We start from the raw sequence: 15,529 nt of genomic DNA on the forward strand, positions 1-15,529 counted from the left end.
CCCCGTCCTATAGGCCCTATCCCCGTCCTATAGGCCCTATAAGTCCCATAGGCCCTATGTCTCCTATAGGTCTTATTGCTTTTCTCCCGTCTCCCCCCTTACTCGCTCCTGTACTCGATCAACCCGTGTGTCAGCGCATAGTGAATCAGCCCCTGCGTGCCCTTCACGCCTATCTTGTCCATGATCCGGGCCCGGTACGTTCGTATCGAATTTATGCTCAGATTGAGCTCGTCGGCAATGTCCCGTATGCTCTTCCCGCTGCCGAACATGCGCATCACCTGGAATTCGCGGTTGGAGAGCCTCTCATGGGCGGGCTTCGCGATATCGGATTCGAAATCCACGACCATCCGCACCGCAAATGCCGGATTGACATATCTCTTCCCCGAGAGTATCTTCCGGACCGCGGTGACCAGTTCTTCCGGGGCGCTTTGCTTGGTGAGATACCCCTGGGCCCCTGTCCTGATGGCCCGCACCGCGTAGAGTTCCTCGGGATACATGCTGATAACGAGAACGGGCAATTTGGGTCGTTTCCTTCTCAGGTCGCTGAGGATGTCGAGGCCGTTCGCATCGGGAAGGCATATGTCGAGGAGAACGAGATCGTAATCGTTCCTCTTGACCTTCTCGATCAACTCCCGGCCCGTGCCGGCCCCTTCCACGACGACCCCGCCGAAATTCTCACGCAGGATCTCCCTCAAGCCCCTGAATACGACGGGGTGGTCATCCGCTATGATAACGTTACGCATCATATCTCCTCAAACTGAGAATGCATCGCGCGTGATGAACTATGCGTGCTGATCGGCACTGGATGGCGGCGGAACGAGGTGTTGTATCCTGGTCACTTCCGGGAATTGGATGGTGCCGCCCGTTCGCCGGCGGGCGGCGGTGCGGCGGCAGGCGGCTGCGTCGGTCTGATGGTCTCGCCGACAGGCAGCGGCGGGGGTTTTACAGCACCGGGGGGCTGCGGCACCGTGCGAGCCGGCCTCACCGGGGCCGGGGGCGGCGTCTGTACCGGTTTCGTCCGCCCGGGCTGCTGAGGGGCAGGGGGAGCGGCGGTGTCCTTTCGTTTATCGGGAGGGGATAGCTGGACGGTCATCCTGTCCTCACCCCTGACAAGCACTATCCTGTCGGTTCCGATCTCGGCGACGGTATACCCGCCCACCTCCTCTCCCAGCTTCACGACCCGCTGGCGTTTGCCCCTGCCCGGAGTGGTCACGGGGTTCTTCTTGTCCTCTATGAAGGCAAGGCGGACCGTGTCGATCGTCGTGCCATAGAGCACGATCTCGGGTCTCGGGACCTCTGCCTTCCGGTCAACGGGGATGACCCGGTCCGGGTGGAAGAGGTTCGCTTCTCCTATGACGGCGTAATCCGAAGGCAGCTTCGGCTGCAGGTCCGCCCTCGGCCCTTCCTGTCCGGGCGGCTTCGCCTTGATGCCGGGCAGAGAATAGCCGTGGCGCACCCTGACGAGGGGGGCGGCCGTCATGACAACAAGTGCGATGACCACGGCAAAGAGAACCATGTTCATCACGGTGGCATTGCGGATAAGATACCTCACGACTTTCATGTCATTTACCGCTCGCCAGGGCCGACACCCGGAGCTTGACCATCAGGTCCCTGGGATCCTTGAAATTCCTGACACGGGTGTCCACTTCCTTGACCACGAGGTATGGTACGCTTGTCTCAAGCGTGTAAAGAACGTCGCCGAGCGCCCTGGTGTCCGGCAGCACCGCGTCGACGCTCACGCTCACCACTTTGAGTTTTCCCAGGTCCTCCGGTCGTTCGACACGCTCACTCGCTATGGACCCCCCCCTTCCCGTTATGGACCCCTTCACGATGTTCTGGAGCGTTGCCGCGGCAATGCTGAGGGTTTCCGCCGAGATCACCCTGGCGGCCTCGGCGTTCCTCCTTTCCTTCAGGGATTCCAGCCTCTTTTCGAGCAAAGGTCTCTCGGCGATGAGATTCACGTATCGTTCGAGGGTTCCCCATCGCGCCGCCTGCCTCTCCCTGAGCGATGCCACTTCGCCCTTCACGGCCAGATATCCGTACTGGTACGCAACGAGCCCGGCGAGCACCACGATGAACGGCGCGGCAAGGGAAACGAGCCTACTTCTTCCTTTCATCTTTCGGCCCTCCCGCCTTCTTCTCCTCGAAACCTTCCATCTGCATCTTGATCACGAAGCGGTCGGCGTTCTGCCGCGTGTCCCGTATGGTGGGTGAAGAGAACTCAACCTTCTTGAAGAGGCTCGATTGCTCAAGCTTCGGGAGCATCTCCGTCGCCGAGCCGGCGTATCCCTCGGTCTCCACCGTCTCGCCCGTTATCCTCAACCGCGTGAGCCAGACGCTTTTCGGCAGGACCGTGGTCAGTTCCTTCATAACGTCCAGAGTCATGGGGGTGGATTCCTTGAATTCCCTGATCCTGTTCATGTCCGTCTCGATGGACGCGATCTCCTGCCTCAATGCTTCGATCGCCCGGATCTCGCCCCTGCGTATCTTCACCTGGTATTCGATGCGATTGAGCCTCGCCTTCTCCATGTGAAGAGGGACAACGAGGTAGAGAACGGCCGCCGCCGCGATGAGCCCGATGAGCACCCAGGTGACGGGCGTTGCGAGGCCTCTGCCCCGTGCCTCGAGACGGTTCTTAGCCAGGTTGAAGCCCTTCGCCCCGGGCCAGATCGTTTCCACGAGGCCCCCGAGGGGACCGGCGACACCATCTTCGATGTCCGCCCTGAAGAATCTTTTTATGTCCTCGCGGCCTATGGTCTTCACGGGGACACCCAGCTCTTCGTCAAGACGGGCATACCTGCCGGAGGCTTCGAGAAAAACCTTGGGCGGCAGCCCTTCAGCATTGAAACCGGCAAGCAGGGGGGAAAGCCCCGCCCTGATCTCCTTGAGGTCCTCCTCCCTGTCCACGCCCGCGAGCCTCCCCGACGAACCGGTGAGAAAGACCCCGTCCTTCATCAGGCATCCGTCGTATCCTTCTTCATCGACGGCAAGGCACAGGACCATGCCCCTCGCGTCCCCGAGGATGGTGCAGAGTGTGCCGAAGGCGGTCAGGTCCGTCGTTATCCTCGCCGGCTTCACCCCATGTGCCATCAGGGCGTCGAGATAGGGTTTCGCCGTCCCTGACCTCATTGCAACGATGGCGACCTTCAGTCTTTCCCCATCCTCCGAAGCGATCGCAAAATCGTACAAGGCCTCAGCGGGGGCAAAGGGGGTAAACCTGTCCAGTTCGTAGGCGATGACGGACGCCAGGTTCTCCTTCACCACCGAGGGGAGCTCGGCTACCCTTGTCAGGACCCAGGGCCGCGGGACGGAGAGGACGATCACCGCATCGCGTGCCCGGAAGGCGTCACGGGCGGAGAGGACCGCCGATGCCAGTTCTTCCGGACGCGGATACCTCCCCTCCTCGAAACGAAAGCGTCTGAATCCCACGACCTTCGGCCGCGACAGGAATTGCGTTCCACAGACGACTGTGACATGGCCCTTGCCGATGGAGGCGCATAGACATTTCTCCGGGATGACGACGCCCTTGAGAACATTGAAGCCGAGAGTGTTCTTGAGATGTGCAAGAGAGGTCCTGGCACGTCTTTCAAGGGCGTCGGCGTGTCGCCTCAACGGTGCGAGCAGCTTCCCGGGCGTCATCGGCGCATCTCCGAAGGGGTCTTGTAGTACAGGAACCGGGGTACCGTGCCGGGCACGGAGACTATCGCACGAATCCCGTACCCCTCTTTCGAATCTCCCTGGAAACCAACGGATTCTATCGTGTAAACGTCTGTCTCGCTCATGTCTATGTATTGCGCAAGAACGGGAAAATTGAGCCCCGTTATGGCCTGGATCTCCTGGACGGATCTGAACTCGGCCGCCTCCCGCTGACTGAGGACCCTATTGACCGTGTCCTCGTTGAGGCCCGGCAGGGCCATGAGGACCTCTCTCGGGGCCGCGTTGATGTTCACCTTCGAGGACGTCCCGTATATGGTCAGGTAATGGACGATCCCCTTGCGCTCCCCGGTCCCGAAAAGAATATCGGCTGTCACCCCCCGTACCAGCAAGAGCTCCTCGATGGCATCGAAAGGCCTGTTCTTTGCCCTGTACGGGACAGGAAGGGCAAGATAGTATTCGTCTTCCGCGCCGTTCAAGCGTCTCAGATCGTCCTTGTCCGTCCAGTCAAGAATGGAATCAACGATGACGGCGGCCTCTTCGTCGGTTGTTCCCGTGTTGACGAGAAGACCCCTCAATACGATGCCCGTAAGGTCCGTCATCTTGTTGATGTCGATCTTGCCCGATTCGGAAAGGAGCCTGAGATCATACCTGCCCTGCCCGATCCGACCGTCATACCGCCTGCCGTCGATCCTCATCACCTCGTTCCCTTCAACGACCACGGCCTGGTTCCGGAAGGTCTGCCTGTGGTAGATCTCCATGATCGCCCTCTCCACGCCGGCCTCGGCGAGGAACTTCTTCTGCGTCCCCTCCTTGAAGAAGATCGTTGAACGGGCCTCCGTCCTCGTCAGGAAGGAGAAGGAGATCACGAGGGCCGTGAGCATGGTGATCACCCAGAGCACCATGAGAAGGGCTATGCCTTTGCGGGACCGGATCATGAGGCCGCCCTCCGGGCCCTGACCGGTACGGTCAGCTGGACCTTCTCACCTCCCCGGGTGAGGTTCACCCGGATCTTCCGGGGGAAGAGCAGTTCATCGGTCCACGTTTCGACCCATTCCCCGGCGGTGTCGTCGGCATCGTTCTCCTTGCGGAAATACTCGAAACCTATCTCTTCCATTCCGTCGAAAAGCTTGATCTCCCTGGCATTTTCCACCCCTATCGTGTTCTCCTCGATGTACAGCGCGCTCCTGCCTTCCCCGTTCGGCTTCACCCGGTAGGCCACGGTGACGTACCCCCTGTATCCTCCCGTGAGCGAGTAGTTCGACGCGAATTTCACGGAGTCCTCCGACCCTTCGAAGAACAGGCGGCCCGCTTCGTCATCCGCCCTGACAAGGGGTATTGCCGACTGTATCTGAGCATCGACGACAAGGAAGGAGACCTTGAACCGCTCCAGGTACTCCCATTTGCGCTCGCCCCTTTCGATGGAACGGTGGGCGAGCCGCATGGCCCCGGCCATGACCGTCACGAGCAGGCTGATGAGCGTGATCGAGATCATCACCTCGAGGAGCGTAAAGCCCCGTCCCCCGACACGGGGGTCACACCCTGACCGCAGAACGGTCATATCCTGCCCACCTTTTGTTTTTTCACGGTCTTCATGGTCCTCAAGGTCATGGACCTCTCCGCGAGCAGACTTCTCCATGTGAGCCTCACACCTATCTCCAAAACCTCGAAGGGCAGGTCCCGCGTCCTTCTTTCGTAGACCTTCGACACCGTGGTTTCCACGCGGTATCCTTCGGGGGTCGTTTCGCTCGACGTACCCTCCGCGATATCCTCCTCATCGAGGACCTGCCTCATCCTGGCCTCCGCCCGCACCACCGCCGAGACGTAATCCTCCGATGTCGAAAGCACCCTCAGGTTGGAAGAGAAGAGCTGCAGTATCACCGTCACGGTCACCGCCAGAAGAGAGAAGGCTACGATGACCTCGAGGAGCGTGAATCCCCGTTCCTTTCCGGCCGGCTTTCTCATTTCCCTCTCCTCATCCGTCCTGTCCTCCTCTTTGAACTCACTCCTTCAGGACCACCGCCCCCAGGACGGGGTCAATTTCGATGGAGAGGACCCTTTTGCCCCCGGACAGGGTTATGCGTCCCCACGTCACCTGGCCAGACCCGTTGAAAGGGATCGAGTACCGTCCCCGCGTTATCTCGCCTTCCAGGGCATCGGTGATCTTCACCGTGACCCCCTGCGGGATGCGCCTTGTGTGCACTCCCTGAATGCCGTACCGTCCGGTTTCGAGATCGACGAACACCGTCCGGGTCTCACCGCTCGTCTTCGCGAGCAGCCTTGCGAACCGCAGCATGGCCGACAGTTCCCTCCCCGCCGCGTTCAGGTTCTGGGAAGGAAGCATGCTGGAGAAGAACACTGTCGAGATCCCGAGGACGATCAGAACGAGCACCATCACCATCATGATCTCGAGGAGCGTGAACCCGCCACTGGACGGGAGCGGTCTTTCCACTCTTCTAAGTGTCATAGCTCTCAAAAGGGCAGCTCCAGTATACTGAACACAGCCATCAGCATGGATACGACGATGAAGGCGATGATGATCCCCATGCCAAGGATTATTGCCGGCTCCAGAAGACTCATGAACCTCTTCACGGCATCCCTGAGCGCCTTCTCATAGGCGGCGGCCACCTTGAGCAGCATGGCGTCGAGCTGCCCCGTCTCCTCCCCGACCTTGATCATGGAAAGCGCGAGCTGAGGAAAGACACCGGCCTCCATGAGCGGACCGGCTATTCCCCTGCCTTCTCTGACGTTCCTGGCGATGGATTCCACGGACCCCGCTATGATCCTGTTGCCTATGACATCCTTGGCGTTGCCGAGGGCCTGCAGGAACGGCACACCGCTCTTGAGGAGAGTTCCCAGGGTCCTGCAGAAACGCGCCGTTTCCAACTTTCTCACGACATCACCGAGGACCCTCAGTTTCAGCTCGTCCCACCGCAAGGCCCCCTGTTCCGTTCCAGCGTACAGTTTCAGGGCCGCCAGAACAAGGACGGCAACGGGAAAAAGCACCCACCACCACGACCGCAGCGCCTGGCTCATGGTGAGGATGATCTGGGTCGACAGGGGAAGACTGCCTCCTATCTCCTTGAATATCGCCGAGAACCTTGGGATAACGAAGGTGAGGAGAATGATTATGGATATCCCGCCCGTGACCGTCAGAATGAGGGGGTACACCATCGCGGATACGATGCTGTCCTTCAGCTCCTTTGCCGACTCCAGGAACTCGTTGAGCTTGTCGAGAACGATATCGAGAACTCCCCCGGTCTCCCCTGCCCGTATCATGCTCACGTAGAGCTTCGAAAACACCTCCGGATGCTTCTTCAGGGCCTCGGAAAAGGAGCTTCCCTCGCGGATGCCTTTGAGCACGGAGTTGATGACCTCCTTCATCTGCTTCCCTTCCGATATCTCCGAGAGTATGTTGAGGCTTCTGTCGATGGGAAGGCCCGCGCTGAGGAGCGCCGAGAGCTCCGTGGTGAACGTGAGAAGGTCGCCCTTCGAGGACCTGATCGCGAAGGTCTTCCTGAGGCCCTCCCTGGGCAGGGACACCTTGAGGGGTATGACCCCGGTGTTCCTTATCTTCTCGACGGCGGTCCTTTCGTCGGACGCCTCGACAACGCCTTCGACGATGGCGCCCTCGAGGGTCGTGGCGGTGTATGAGTACATGGCCACCTAGTCCTCCTGAGTAACCCTGAAGACCTCACCCGGGGTCGTGCCGCCCATCTCGATCTTTCGTATCCCGTCCTCCAGGAGGGTCTTCATCCCGCCGCTGCGGGCCGCCTTTCTGATCTCTCCCTCGTCGGCGTTCTTCAGGATGAGACGGCGCATGGCCTCATCGACGAGGAGCAGTTCGAAGATCCCCATCCTTCCGCGGAAGCCGGTGTGGGTGCATGCCTCGCATCCCTTACCCCGGTACAGGCGCGCGTCCCCGCGGATGCCGAGAGCCTTTAGCTCCTCGGCCTGGTCCCCTGACGTATCCTCGACCTTGCACTCGAGGCAGATGACCCTGACGAGCCTTTGCGCGAGGATGCCCCGGACCGTCGAGGACAGAAGGAAGCTCTCCACCCCCATGTCGAGGAGCCGGGTGATGGCACTGGGGGCGTCGTTGGTGTGGAGCGTCGAGAACACGAGATGGCCCGTGAGAGCCGCCTGTATTGCGATCTCGGCCGTCTCGAGGTCCCGTATCTCTCCGATCATGACCACGTCCGGGTCCTGCCGCACGATGTGTCTCAAGGTGTTGGTGAAGCTGAGACCGATCGTCGGCCTCACCTGTATCTGGTTGACCCCCTTCAACTGGTACTCGATGGGGTCCTCGACGGTGATGATCTTCTTGTCCGGCGAGTTTATCTTGTCAAGGGCCCCGTACAGCGTCGTCGTCTTCCCGCTCCCGGTGGGTCCGGTGACGAGTATGATCCCGTTGGGCCTCTTTATGAGCTGGTTGAAATCACGAAGCGTGTCGGGCATGAAACCCAGGGCATCGAGATCGATGACGATGCTCTCCTTGTCAAGGATCCTCATGACGATGCTCTCTCCATGGAGGATAGGTATCGTGGAGACCCTGAGGTCGATCTCACGGTCTCCCGCGAGAAGCCTGATACGGCCGTCCTGTGGCAGCCTGCGCTCGGCGATGTTCAGTTTCGCCATGATCTTGATCCGCGACACCATCGCGGCCTGGAGCCGTTTCGGGGCCGATTCCACGTCGCTCAAGACCCCGTCTATACGGTAGCGCACCTTCACCTCGTCTCCGAAAGGCTCGATGTGGATATCGCTCGCCCTGCTTTCCACCGCCCTCGTGATGAGGAGATTGACGAGCTTGATGATGGGCGCCTCGGATGCGAGGTCCTTGAGGTGACCTATGTCCTCTTCCTCCACCCCGCCCGGCGACTCCTGGCCCTCTTCGTCGATGCCTTCCATGATCCGGTCAATGCTCTGCTCCTCCTGGCCGTAGAATTTCGACAGGTGCTCGTCGATGACCTCTCCGGCGGCGGTGTAGACCTCTACCTCCCCGGCCGTGGCGACGCGCAGGGCCTCGATCACCTCACGGTCCTCAGGATCCGCCATTATCACCTTCAAAACGTCGTTCTTGAACTCGAAGGGGATTATCCTGTTCTCGCGGATGAAACGTGTCGATATCCCGTCAATTACGAGGGGCACCGTGGGAAAATCTTCGGCATTCAGGAAGATAGCACTGCCTTTTGACACTGGTATTCCTCATGGCTCCTTTTCTATTCCACCCTTTCCGGCTGCGCCTGGAAACCGTTCTGAACCGGGCCGCTCTTCCGCTCCCCGCCGTCCTTCTGCTCCGCGCCTCCCGGGGGGAAGCCGCCCTGTGGACTGTCCGGAGGTGGAGGCTCCGGTTTTACCTTGATGAGCTCTTCCCTTTTCACCTTTCCCTTCCCGGTCCTGGTAACGCTGTCCACGTAATCGGAGGTGACCGCGTTGGCGTCGGCATGGGTGCGGATCACGCGGGGCGTGAGCAGGATGATGAGCTCCGTCCTCTGTTCGCTGTCTGTGGTCTGTCCGAAGAGGTATCCAAGAACGGGGATCTTGCTCAGGAAAGGGATGCCCGACCGGGATTTCGTTATGTCATCCCGTATCAGTCCCCCGATGATGATCGTGTTGCCGTCCTGGACGACGAGGCTTGTCGTCGTCTCCGTCTTCTTCAGGATGATGTAGTCTTCGTTGTCGAAAAGCTTGATCGTCTCGTAGGACGAGACCTCCTGCGTGATATCAAGGGTCACGAGACCGCCTTCGTTGATGCGGGGCTTCACCTTGAGGATGATACCGATGTCCTTGTACTGGATCGTCCGCTGGGGCGCCACCGTTCCCGAACCGAAGGTCTCCGAGGAGACAACGGGTACCTGTTGGCCCACCTGGATACGGGCCTCCTTGTTATCGGACACCAGGACATGGGGGACGGCAAGGAGCTTTGCCCGAGAGTCCGTGGCGAGCATGTCGATGACGGTCTTGAAATCTCCCCCCACGGTGCCCGCAAAGGTGAAGGTGCCCGTACCGGTGGTGCTTGTCGGCGTCGCGCCGGGGACGTTGAACCCTACCGTTCCCTCCACTCCGCCCAGAACACCTCTCATGCCGCCGGGGTTGAACTGCAGCGCCCAGGATATGCCCAGCTTCAGTTCATCCTTCAGGCTCACCTCCGCTACCACGCCCTCGAGAAGCACCTGCCGCGGTATCACGTCGATCCTCTCGATCGCCGCTTTTATGAACTCATAGTCCTCCTGCGTGGACAGGATTATGAGAGCGTTGAGGCCTTCATCGGCGATGATCTTCGTGATCGGCGATACGAGCATATCGCCCCCCTGCGCACCGGCGGTGCCCTGCACCGAAGGGCGTCCCGCCTGCGGTTGTGCCGGGGGCGTCCCGGGGGCGGGAGCTGTCGCCCCTGCCGCGGTGACGGTGGCAACGGGGGCCTGGGGAGGTTTCGCGGACAGGAGGACCTGCTGGAGGATGGCCGCCACGTCCTTCGCCTTGCCGTTCTGGATATTGTACACGGAGACCTTCGGCTTCTTCTGCTTCGTCTGCTCACCGTCGAAGAAGCTGATGAGGGTGAGCAGACGTTTCACGTTCGAATCAGTATCCACGAGGATGATGTAATTGATGTTGGGCAGGTCTATCACCACGGCGGTCGTCGTGAGAAAGGGCGTGATGAGCTTGATCGTCTCCGACGAGTGCACGTGGAGCAGCGGCACCACCTGGATGATGGATTTCCCCTGGATGACCACCTTCCCGGGTTCCCTCCCGAACCTCACCTGGGCCGGCTCCTTCGCGACATCGCTGATGGGAACCACCCGGTACAGACCACTCTCTTCAACGACACCAACACCGTTGAGGCGCAGGATCGTCTCCATGACGGGGAGGACCTGGTCAAGGGTGACAGGCGCCACGGACCGGAAGGTCACCCGCCCCTTCACCCTCTGATCGACAACATAGTTGACCTTCAGTATCTCTCCAAAAACGGTTTGTATCACCGAGAAGACATCGGCATCGTCGAAGTTGAGGCTGATACGCCCCACCGCGGGACGCGGAGGCTGCTGCGGCCGGCGCTCCCCCTTCTGCGGCTCCCGCCCCTGGGGGCGGACTGGAGGAAAGGAAAGAGGCTGCTGCGGCCGGGGGGGCTGGACGGCCGGCGGGGTGGTCTGCCGTGCCGCAGGAACAGCCGGCGCCGACGGGGTGGCCTTCGCCGCCCCGGGCCCCAGGGGTGGAGACGGGGCCGGGGGTTTTGAAGGTGAAGCCGGCGCCGGGGCAACCTCAAGCGCCGATCGGGTGGCCTTCTCTGCGGCAGGGACAGCCTGTACCGCCGCGGGGGTTGTTGTTTGTGTTGCAGACGCTGCCCCCTGAACGGCGGGTGCCGCCTTCTGCGCGGCAGACTCAGAAGGCATGACAGGCTGTATCACCTGCGGGGCTGTCTCAAGCTGGGCGGCGCGTCTGATCGGAGGCGCGTCCTCCGTCAGGGGGCGCGTCGTGATGGCATCCTCGGAGGCGTGCGCCACGGGTCCGAAGCACCCCAGAAGGGAAAGAACGATCGCTATCGCCGGATATCTCATGGCCCGGGCCTTATCCTCGTCCTCATCTCACCGCTACTGCCAGCTCGTCACGTCCGCGTCTTCGCCTTCTCCGCCGGGCGATGCGTCTCTCCCGTAGGAAAAGAGATCATATTCCCCGTGACTTCCCGGGGATTGGTAACTGTACGGTTTACCCCAGGGGTCATTGGGCAGGGCCTTCTTCAGGTAGGGCCCGTCCCAGCCCTCCACTCCGGGGTTCACGGCAAGCATGTTGAGGCCTTCCTGGGTGGTGGGATATCGTCCGACATCAAGCCTCATCTGGTCCAGGGCCTGTCCGAGAAGCTCGATCTGGGCCTTCGCGGCGGCCTGTTTCCCCTTGCCCAGCTTGGGAAAGAGCCTCGGCGCCACCAGGGCCGCCAGAAGACCCACAATGACCATGACAACGAGGAGTTCGATGAGGGTGAAGCCTTTTCTGTTCTGCCCGCTAAAGATCTTTCTCATTCAGGACCCCCGGTGAAACCTCCCGGGTGACCACAGGTCCGCCCCGGGAGACACTTCCTGACGTGCCGCTTGCGAGAGAAGCCTATATTTGCAGGATACAAGAAAGTCGTCCACCTGTATGTCATAAAAACAACAATTATTCTGTAGTGCATGCAACGTGGCCTTTGTCATCATTTTTGATTACAGCGGTCTGCCTCTTCCTCTCTCACGCCGACTCCCTCTTCTTGAAGTCATCCGGTCTCAGGTTGTGCTTTTTGAGAAGGTCGTAGAGGTCGGCCCTGTACTTGCCCGCGTATTTCGCCACTTCGGTGATGTTGCCCTTGCATATCTCGAGAAGGTAGATGAGATAACTCTTCTCGAAGGCCTCCTTGGCCTCCTTGAGGGGCCTCAGCGGCTCCTGGGAGACAACGCCCTTTGTCTGAAAGACGAGGTCTTCCGTGATATACTCCCTGTCGGTCATGGCGGCCGCGTACTCGATGACGTTCTCGAGCTCCCTGATGTTGCCCGGCCAGTCGTAGAGCATCAGCTTTTGCATTGCCTCGGGGGTCACGCCCTTGATGTCCTTCTTCATGAGCGCGCCGGCCTTTTGGAAGAAGAAGTCGACGAGAGGCGGAATGTCCTCTTTCCTTTCCCGTAACGGGGGCAGCTGGATGGGGATCACGTGGATCCTGTAGTACAGGTCCTCCCGGAAAAGGTCGAGGCGCACCTGTTCTTCGAGGTTCTTGTTCGTTGCCGTTACGATCCTAACGTCGACATCGATGACCTTTTCGCTGCCCACAGGACGGATCTTCCTCTCCTGGATGACACGGAGGATCTTGGCCTGTATGGAGAGAGGCATGTCGCCGATCTCATCGAGGAAGATGGTCCCGCCGTGGGCCTGCAGGAAGAGTCCCTTCGTTTCCCGTATGGCCCCGCTGAAGGCCCCCTTTTCATGACCGAAGAGGTTGCTCTCCAGGAGAGGTTCCGGCAGGGCGGCACAGTTGATAGCCACGAAAGGCCTTTCCTTCCTGTCGCTGGCGAGATGTATCGCCTTGGCTATGAGGTCCTTGCCGGTGCCGCTTTCCCCCAGGAGCAGAACGGTGGAGTCCGTCTTGGCGATGCGCGATATCGTCTCCAGCACGCCCTGCATCTTCTTGCTGTTGGCCACTATGTTGGAGAAGCTGTACTTCGATTCGAGAAGGCCCTGAAGCCTTTCGATCTCCGAAGACATCCGCCGGTTCTCCATCATCTTCCCTATCTCGAAAAGAAGGACCTGGGAATCGAAGGGCTTGGTGAGATATCCGTAAGCCCCCCGTTTCATCGCTTCCACGGCGCTCTCGATGCTCCCGTAACCGGTGAGGATGATGACGGGCATCCCGGGGCTTATGAGATGGAGCTGCTCCATCAGTGTTATGCCGTCGGTGCGCACGAGCTGAAGGTCAACAACGGCAAGATCGATCACCTGTTCTCTCGCCTGTATCAGCGCCTCCACCTCATCCGTCGCCGTCACCACATCGTAGCCCGCCTGTTCAAGGCCCATCTGGATAAGCTCCAGAAGATTCCTCTCGTCATCGACTACCAGTATCTTACCCGTGGACATAGATCTCTCCTATCTTTTCTCTTCCCTCTTCTTCTCCTCGATCTCGATATCCACCTTCTTCGACTGCTCGATGATCTGCTTCAACCGTGTGTTCTCCTCCCGGGCCTCAGCGGAAGCCCGCTTGAGCTTCATGTTCTCCTCGAGCACTTCCGTCCATGTCCTAGCCTGCTCCTTCAGGGGACTGTAAGGGTACTCCCTGTTCAGCCGCTTGAAGAAGCCGACGGATCTTTGATAGTCCCTGTTCTGGTTCCCGGGATGGGCAAAGATGAGGCCCATCGTAAAGAGCGCCTCGTCTCCGTGGGACGGTCCCGCCGGCCCTGCCAGAACGCCTTCCGACACCCTCAGGGACAATTCGTACTTGCCCAGCGCGATGAGCCTTCGCGCCTCATCGAGGCTCCGGCGCGCGTCGGAGGCCGCCCGGACGGTCTCCCCGGGCCCCTCGGCCGCTTTTTCCGGCACCGCGCAGCCGAAGGCCGCGAGATACATCACAAGGGCAATACAAAGAGAAAGACGGTTCCCTCTCCCGGTTCGCTCTGTGCCCACACCTTACCTCCATGCGCTGTTATGATATGTTTCACGAAAGCCAGGCCCAACCCCGTGCCCTTCATGGACCCCGGGGCCTGTCCCGGTGACTGGTGGAACTTCTCGAAGATCGTTTCAAGGTTCTCCTTTGGAATGCCCGGGCCCGTGTCCCGTATCGAGAACTGCACTGTGCGGTCCCTGCGGCCCGCCTCTATCGTTATGCTGCCGTTCTCAGGGGTGAATTTGACGGCGTTTCCGAGCAGATTCCTCAAGGCCTGAAGGATCCTCTCCCGGTCCAGTTTGAGGGGAGGGATATCGCCCTCATCGCCTGTATCCACCTCGATGTGGATCTTCTTCGCCTCCACGAGAGGGGTCATCTCCATGACCACGCGATTGATCAGGGACTGAATGTTCTCCTTGCCGAATGTGAAGGGCATCATCCCCGCCTCCATCTTCGAAAGCTCAAGGAGCGAGTTCACAAGGTCGATGAGTCTGTTCGTCTCTTCAGACAGTATGGCGAACAGCCTCTTCTGCTTGTCCGGTATGGGGCCTCCCGCGCCGTCGCGAAGCAGGCTGATGCCCTGCTTGATCGATGCGAGAGGTGTGCGCAGCTCATGGGACATGGTGGCAAAGAACCCTGACTTCATCGTATCGACCTTTTTGAGCTTCTCGCACATCAAGTTGACGGCTCCGGCCAGCTCCGCGACCTCACGGGGCGAGCCGATGTCGAGGTTCCCTTCAAAGACACCCCGGGAGACCTCCCTTGTCTTTGCCATCAGGACCTTCAGGGGCTTCGTTATGCTCCGCGTGCTGACAAGAGATCCCAGGATGACGATCAGCACCGCACCGGCGAACATCAGGATCGACAGGCGCTCAGCCGATCCTGCCGTCTCCTGTATCCTGTTCATCCGCTCCTGAATGTCCTTGAGGTAGGATGTCTCCAGCGTTTTCAACGCCTCCAGCACCTGTCCCACAGCCTCTTCCTTCCGCTGGCCGTAGTCGCTCCGGCTGTATGGCAGGCCGGTCTTCGACATCTCTACCTCCTCATTCACCAGTGACAGGTAGCGTCCGTACTCCGATCTCACCCTGGCAAGGATATCCCTGTTCGAAGAGGCACCGGCTATCTCGGAGATCCCGGACAGATATCCTTCGAAGGCCTTCTGCCCCGAGGTCATTTGCGTGAGAAAGATCGGGTCCCCCGTGATAACGTATTTCTTCTCCGATCCGACATGGGAAAGAAGGGAATCGACGAGCTTTTGCTTGAGATCCACGGCGCGCTGGTCCACATTGAAGATAATGCCCACCTCGGCGTTCACCTGCCGAAGCCTCAGGACCGTGTACGCGCTTATGGCGCCCAGGATCAAAATGATCGTGATATACCCGAGAAACAGCCTGGAGAATATGCTCAGTTTCATGGGACAGTCATTCCAGCCGGGCCCTTAACGGGTAAAATGCCGGGTCGGCCGGCTAATTCAGATCAGGTACCTGATGATCCACCGGAGCAACACGCGAACTGACCGGGGAGGAGGATATGAAGGAAATATCCTTCAGTCAAAATTCTGACATGAAGGGAAAAACCTGCATTTGAGACCCTGAAGACAGACTGCGGAAACATCTCATCACCTTTAACTTCAACAGTATAGCACATTTCCTCACCTCGAGGCACGGCTTTTGCTCTTCTCGGGGCAGCGATCGAAAATTGGCCAGTCGATTCGGCACGTATTAAATCTTCGGGAGGTTTTAATGTATCACCAGAGCA

General features: G+C 59.7%; 15 protein-coding genes. All 15 read right to left on the minus strand.

Annotation, left to right across the window (positions count from 1 at the left end; genetic code table 11):
• Positions 1-98 precede the first annotated feature (98 nt).
• Positions 99-746 carry a response regulator transcription factor gene (locus GXX82_09375; protein NLT23244.1) on the minus strand — a complete coding sequence of 216 codons (648 nt, stop codon included), beginning with the start codon at positions 744-746 and terminating at the stop codon, positions 99-101.
• Positions 747-835: 89 nt separating this feature from the next.
• The gene (locus GXX82_09380; protein NLT23245.1) at positions 836-1,561 is read right to left on the minus strand and encodes a hypothetical protein; all 726 of its coding nucleotides are present in this window, start codon (positions 1,559-1,561) and stop codon (positions 836-838) included.
• Between the two features lies 1 nt (position 1,562).
• On the minus strand, positions 1,563-2,117 hold the full coding sequence (locus GXX82_09385) for a hypothetical protein (GenBank protein NLT23246.1): 555 nt from the start codon (positions 2,115-2,117) through the stop codon (positions 1,563-1,565).
• Positions 2,101-3,639, minus strand: coding sequence for a hypothetical protein (locus tag GXX82_09390; GenBank protein NLT23247.1), 1,539 nt, complete (start codon positions 3,637-3,639; stop codon positions 2,101-2,103). The genes GXX82_09385 and GXX82_09390 overlap by 17 nt, the downstream gene beginning before the upstream one ends.
• The gene (locus GXX82_09395) at positions 3,636-4,592 is read right to left on the minus strand and encodes a general secretion pathway protein GspK (GenBank protein NLT23248.1); all 957 of its coding nucleotides are present in this window, start codon (positions 4,590-4,592) and stop codon (positions 3,636-3,638) included. Before GXX82_09395 ends, GXX82_09390 begins: the two co-directional genes overlap by 4 nt.
• Positions 4,589-5,215: a prepilin-type N-terminal cleavage/methylation domain-containing protein gene (locus tag GXX82_09400; GenBank protein NLT23249.1), complete on the minus strand. Its 627-nt coding sequence runs from the start codon at positions 5,213-5,215 to the stop codon at positions 4,589-4,591. The genes GXX82_09395 and GXX82_09400 overlap by 4 nt, the downstream gene beginning before the upstream one ends.
• Entirely contained in the window at positions 5,212-5,619 is a 408-nt protein-coding gene (locus GXX82_09405; GenBank protein NLT23250.1) for a prepilin-type N-terminal cleavage/methylation domain-containing protein, read from the minus strand. The genes GXX82_09400 and GXX82_09405 overlap by 4 nt, the downstream gene beginning before the upstream one ends.
• A 37-nt stretch (positions 5,620-5,656) precedes the next feature.
• Positions 5,657-6,121, minus strand: a complete 465-nt coding sequence (locus GXX82_09410; protein NLT23251.1) for a prepilin-type N-terminal cleavage/methylation domain-containing protein — start codon at positions 6,119-6,121, stop codon at positions 5,657-5,659.
• A gap of 5 nt (positions 6,122-6,126) precedes the next feature.
• Positions 6,127-7,320, minus strand: a complete 1,194-nt coding sequence (locus GXX82_09415; GenBank protein NLT23252.1) for a type II secretion system F family protein — start codon at positions 7,318-7,320, stop codon at positions 6,127-6,129.
• The gene (gspE, locus tag GXX82_09420; protein NLT23253.1) at positions 7,321-8,826 is read right to left on the minus strand and encodes a type II secretion system ATPase GspE; all 1,506 of its coding nucleotides are present in this window, start codon (positions 8,824-8,826) and stop codon (positions 7,321-7,323) included.
• Positions 8,827-8,873: 47 nt separating this feature from the next.
• The gene (locus GXX82_09425; GenBank protein NLT23254.1) at positions 8,874-11,210 is read right to left on the minus strand and encodes a hypothetical protein; all 2,337 of its coding nucleotides are present in this window, start codon (positions 11,208-11,210) and stop codon (positions 8,874-8,876) included.
• Between the two features lie 33 nt (positions 11,211-11,243).
• The gene (gene gspG, locus GXX82_09430) at positions 11,244-11,669 is read right to left on the minus strand and encodes a type II secretion system major pseudopilin GspG (GenBank protein ID NLT23255.1); all 426 of its coding nucleotides are present in this window, start codon (positions 11,667-11,669) and stop codon (positions 11,244-11,246) included.
• A gap of 205 nt (positions 11,670-11,874) precedes the next feature.
• Entirely contained in the window at positions 11,875-13,248 is a 1,374-nt protein-coding gene (locus GXX82_09435; protein NLT23256.1) for a sigma-54-dependent Fis family transcriptional regulator, read from the minus strand.
• A 9-nt stretch (positions 13,249-13,257) separates the two neighbouring features.
• Positions 13,258-13,737 carry a hypothetical protein gene (locus GXX82_09440; protein NLT23257.1) on the minus strand — a complete coding sequence of 160 codons (480 nt, stop codon included), beginning with the start codon at positions 13,735-13,737 and terminating at the stop codon, positions 13,258-13,260.
• Positions 13,734-15,185 carry a HAMP domain-containing protein gene (locus tag GXX82_09445; GenBank protein NLT23258.1) on the minus strand — a complete coding sequence of 484 codons (1,452 nt, stop codon included), beginning with the start codon at positions 15,183-15,185 and terminating at the stop codon, positions 13,734-13,736. The genes GXX82_09440 and GXX82_09445 overlap by 4 nt, the downstream gene beginning before the upstream one ends.
• Between the last annotated feature and the right edge of the window lie 344 nt (positions 15,186-15,529).

Source organism: Syntrophorhabdus sp. (assembly GCA_012719415.1).
GTDB lineage: Bacteria > Desulfobacterota > Syntrophorhabdia > Syntrophorhabdales > Syntrophorhabdaceae > Delta-02.

Excerpts from the sequence above, each read along its gene's own strand:
- GXX82_09445 (NLT23258.1), bottom strand. The coding sequence starts at position 15,185 with ATGAAACTGAGCATATTCTCCAGGCTGTTTCTCGGGTATATCACGATC.
- gspG (NLT23255.1), bottom strand. The coding sequence starts at position 11,669 with ATGAGAAAGATCTTTAGCGGGCAGAACAGAAAAGGCTTCACCCTCATC.
- GXX82_09385 (NLT23246.1), bottom strand. The coding sequence starts at position 2,117 with ATGAAAGGAAGAAGTAGGCTCGTTTCCCTTGCCGCGCCGTTCATCGTG.
- GXX82_09405 (NLT23250.1), bottom strand. The coding sequence starts at position 5,619 with ATGAGAAAGCCGGCCGGAAAGGAACGGGGATTCACGCTCCTCGAGGTC.
- GXX82_09395 (NLT23248.1), bottom strand. The coding sequence starts at position 4,592 with ATGATCCGGTCCCGCAAAGGCATAGCCCTTCTCATGGTGCTCTGGGTG.
- GXX82_09410 (NLT23251.1), bottom strand. The coding sequence starts at position 6,121 with ATGACACTTAGAAGAGTGGAAAGACCGCTCCCGTCCAGTGGCGGGTTC.
- GXX82_09435 (NLT23256.1), bottom strand. The coding sequence starts at position 13,248 with ATGTCCACGGGTAAGATACTGGTAGTCGATGACGAGAGGAATCTTCTG.
- GXX82_09380 (NLT23245.1), bottom strand. The coding sequence starts at position 1,561 with ATGAAAGTCGTGAGGTATCTTATCCGCAATGCCACCGTGATGAACATG.
- GXX82_09390 (NLT23247.1), bottom strand. The coding sequence starts at position 3,639 with ATGACGCCCGGGAAGCTGCTCGCACCGTTGAGGCGACACGCCGACGCC.
- GXX82_09425 (NLT23254.1), bottom strand. The coding sequence starts at position 11,210 with ATGAGATATCCGGCGATAGCGATCGTTCTTTCCCTTCTGGGGTGCTTC.
- GXX82_09375 (NLT23244.1), bottom strand. The coding sequence starts at position 746 with ATGATGCGTAACGTTATCATAGCGGATGACCACCCCGTCGTATTCAGG.
- GXX82_09400 (NLT23249.1), bottom strand. The coding sequence starts at position 5,215 with ATGACCGTTCTGCGGTCAGGGTGTGACCCCCGTGTCGGGGGACGGGGC.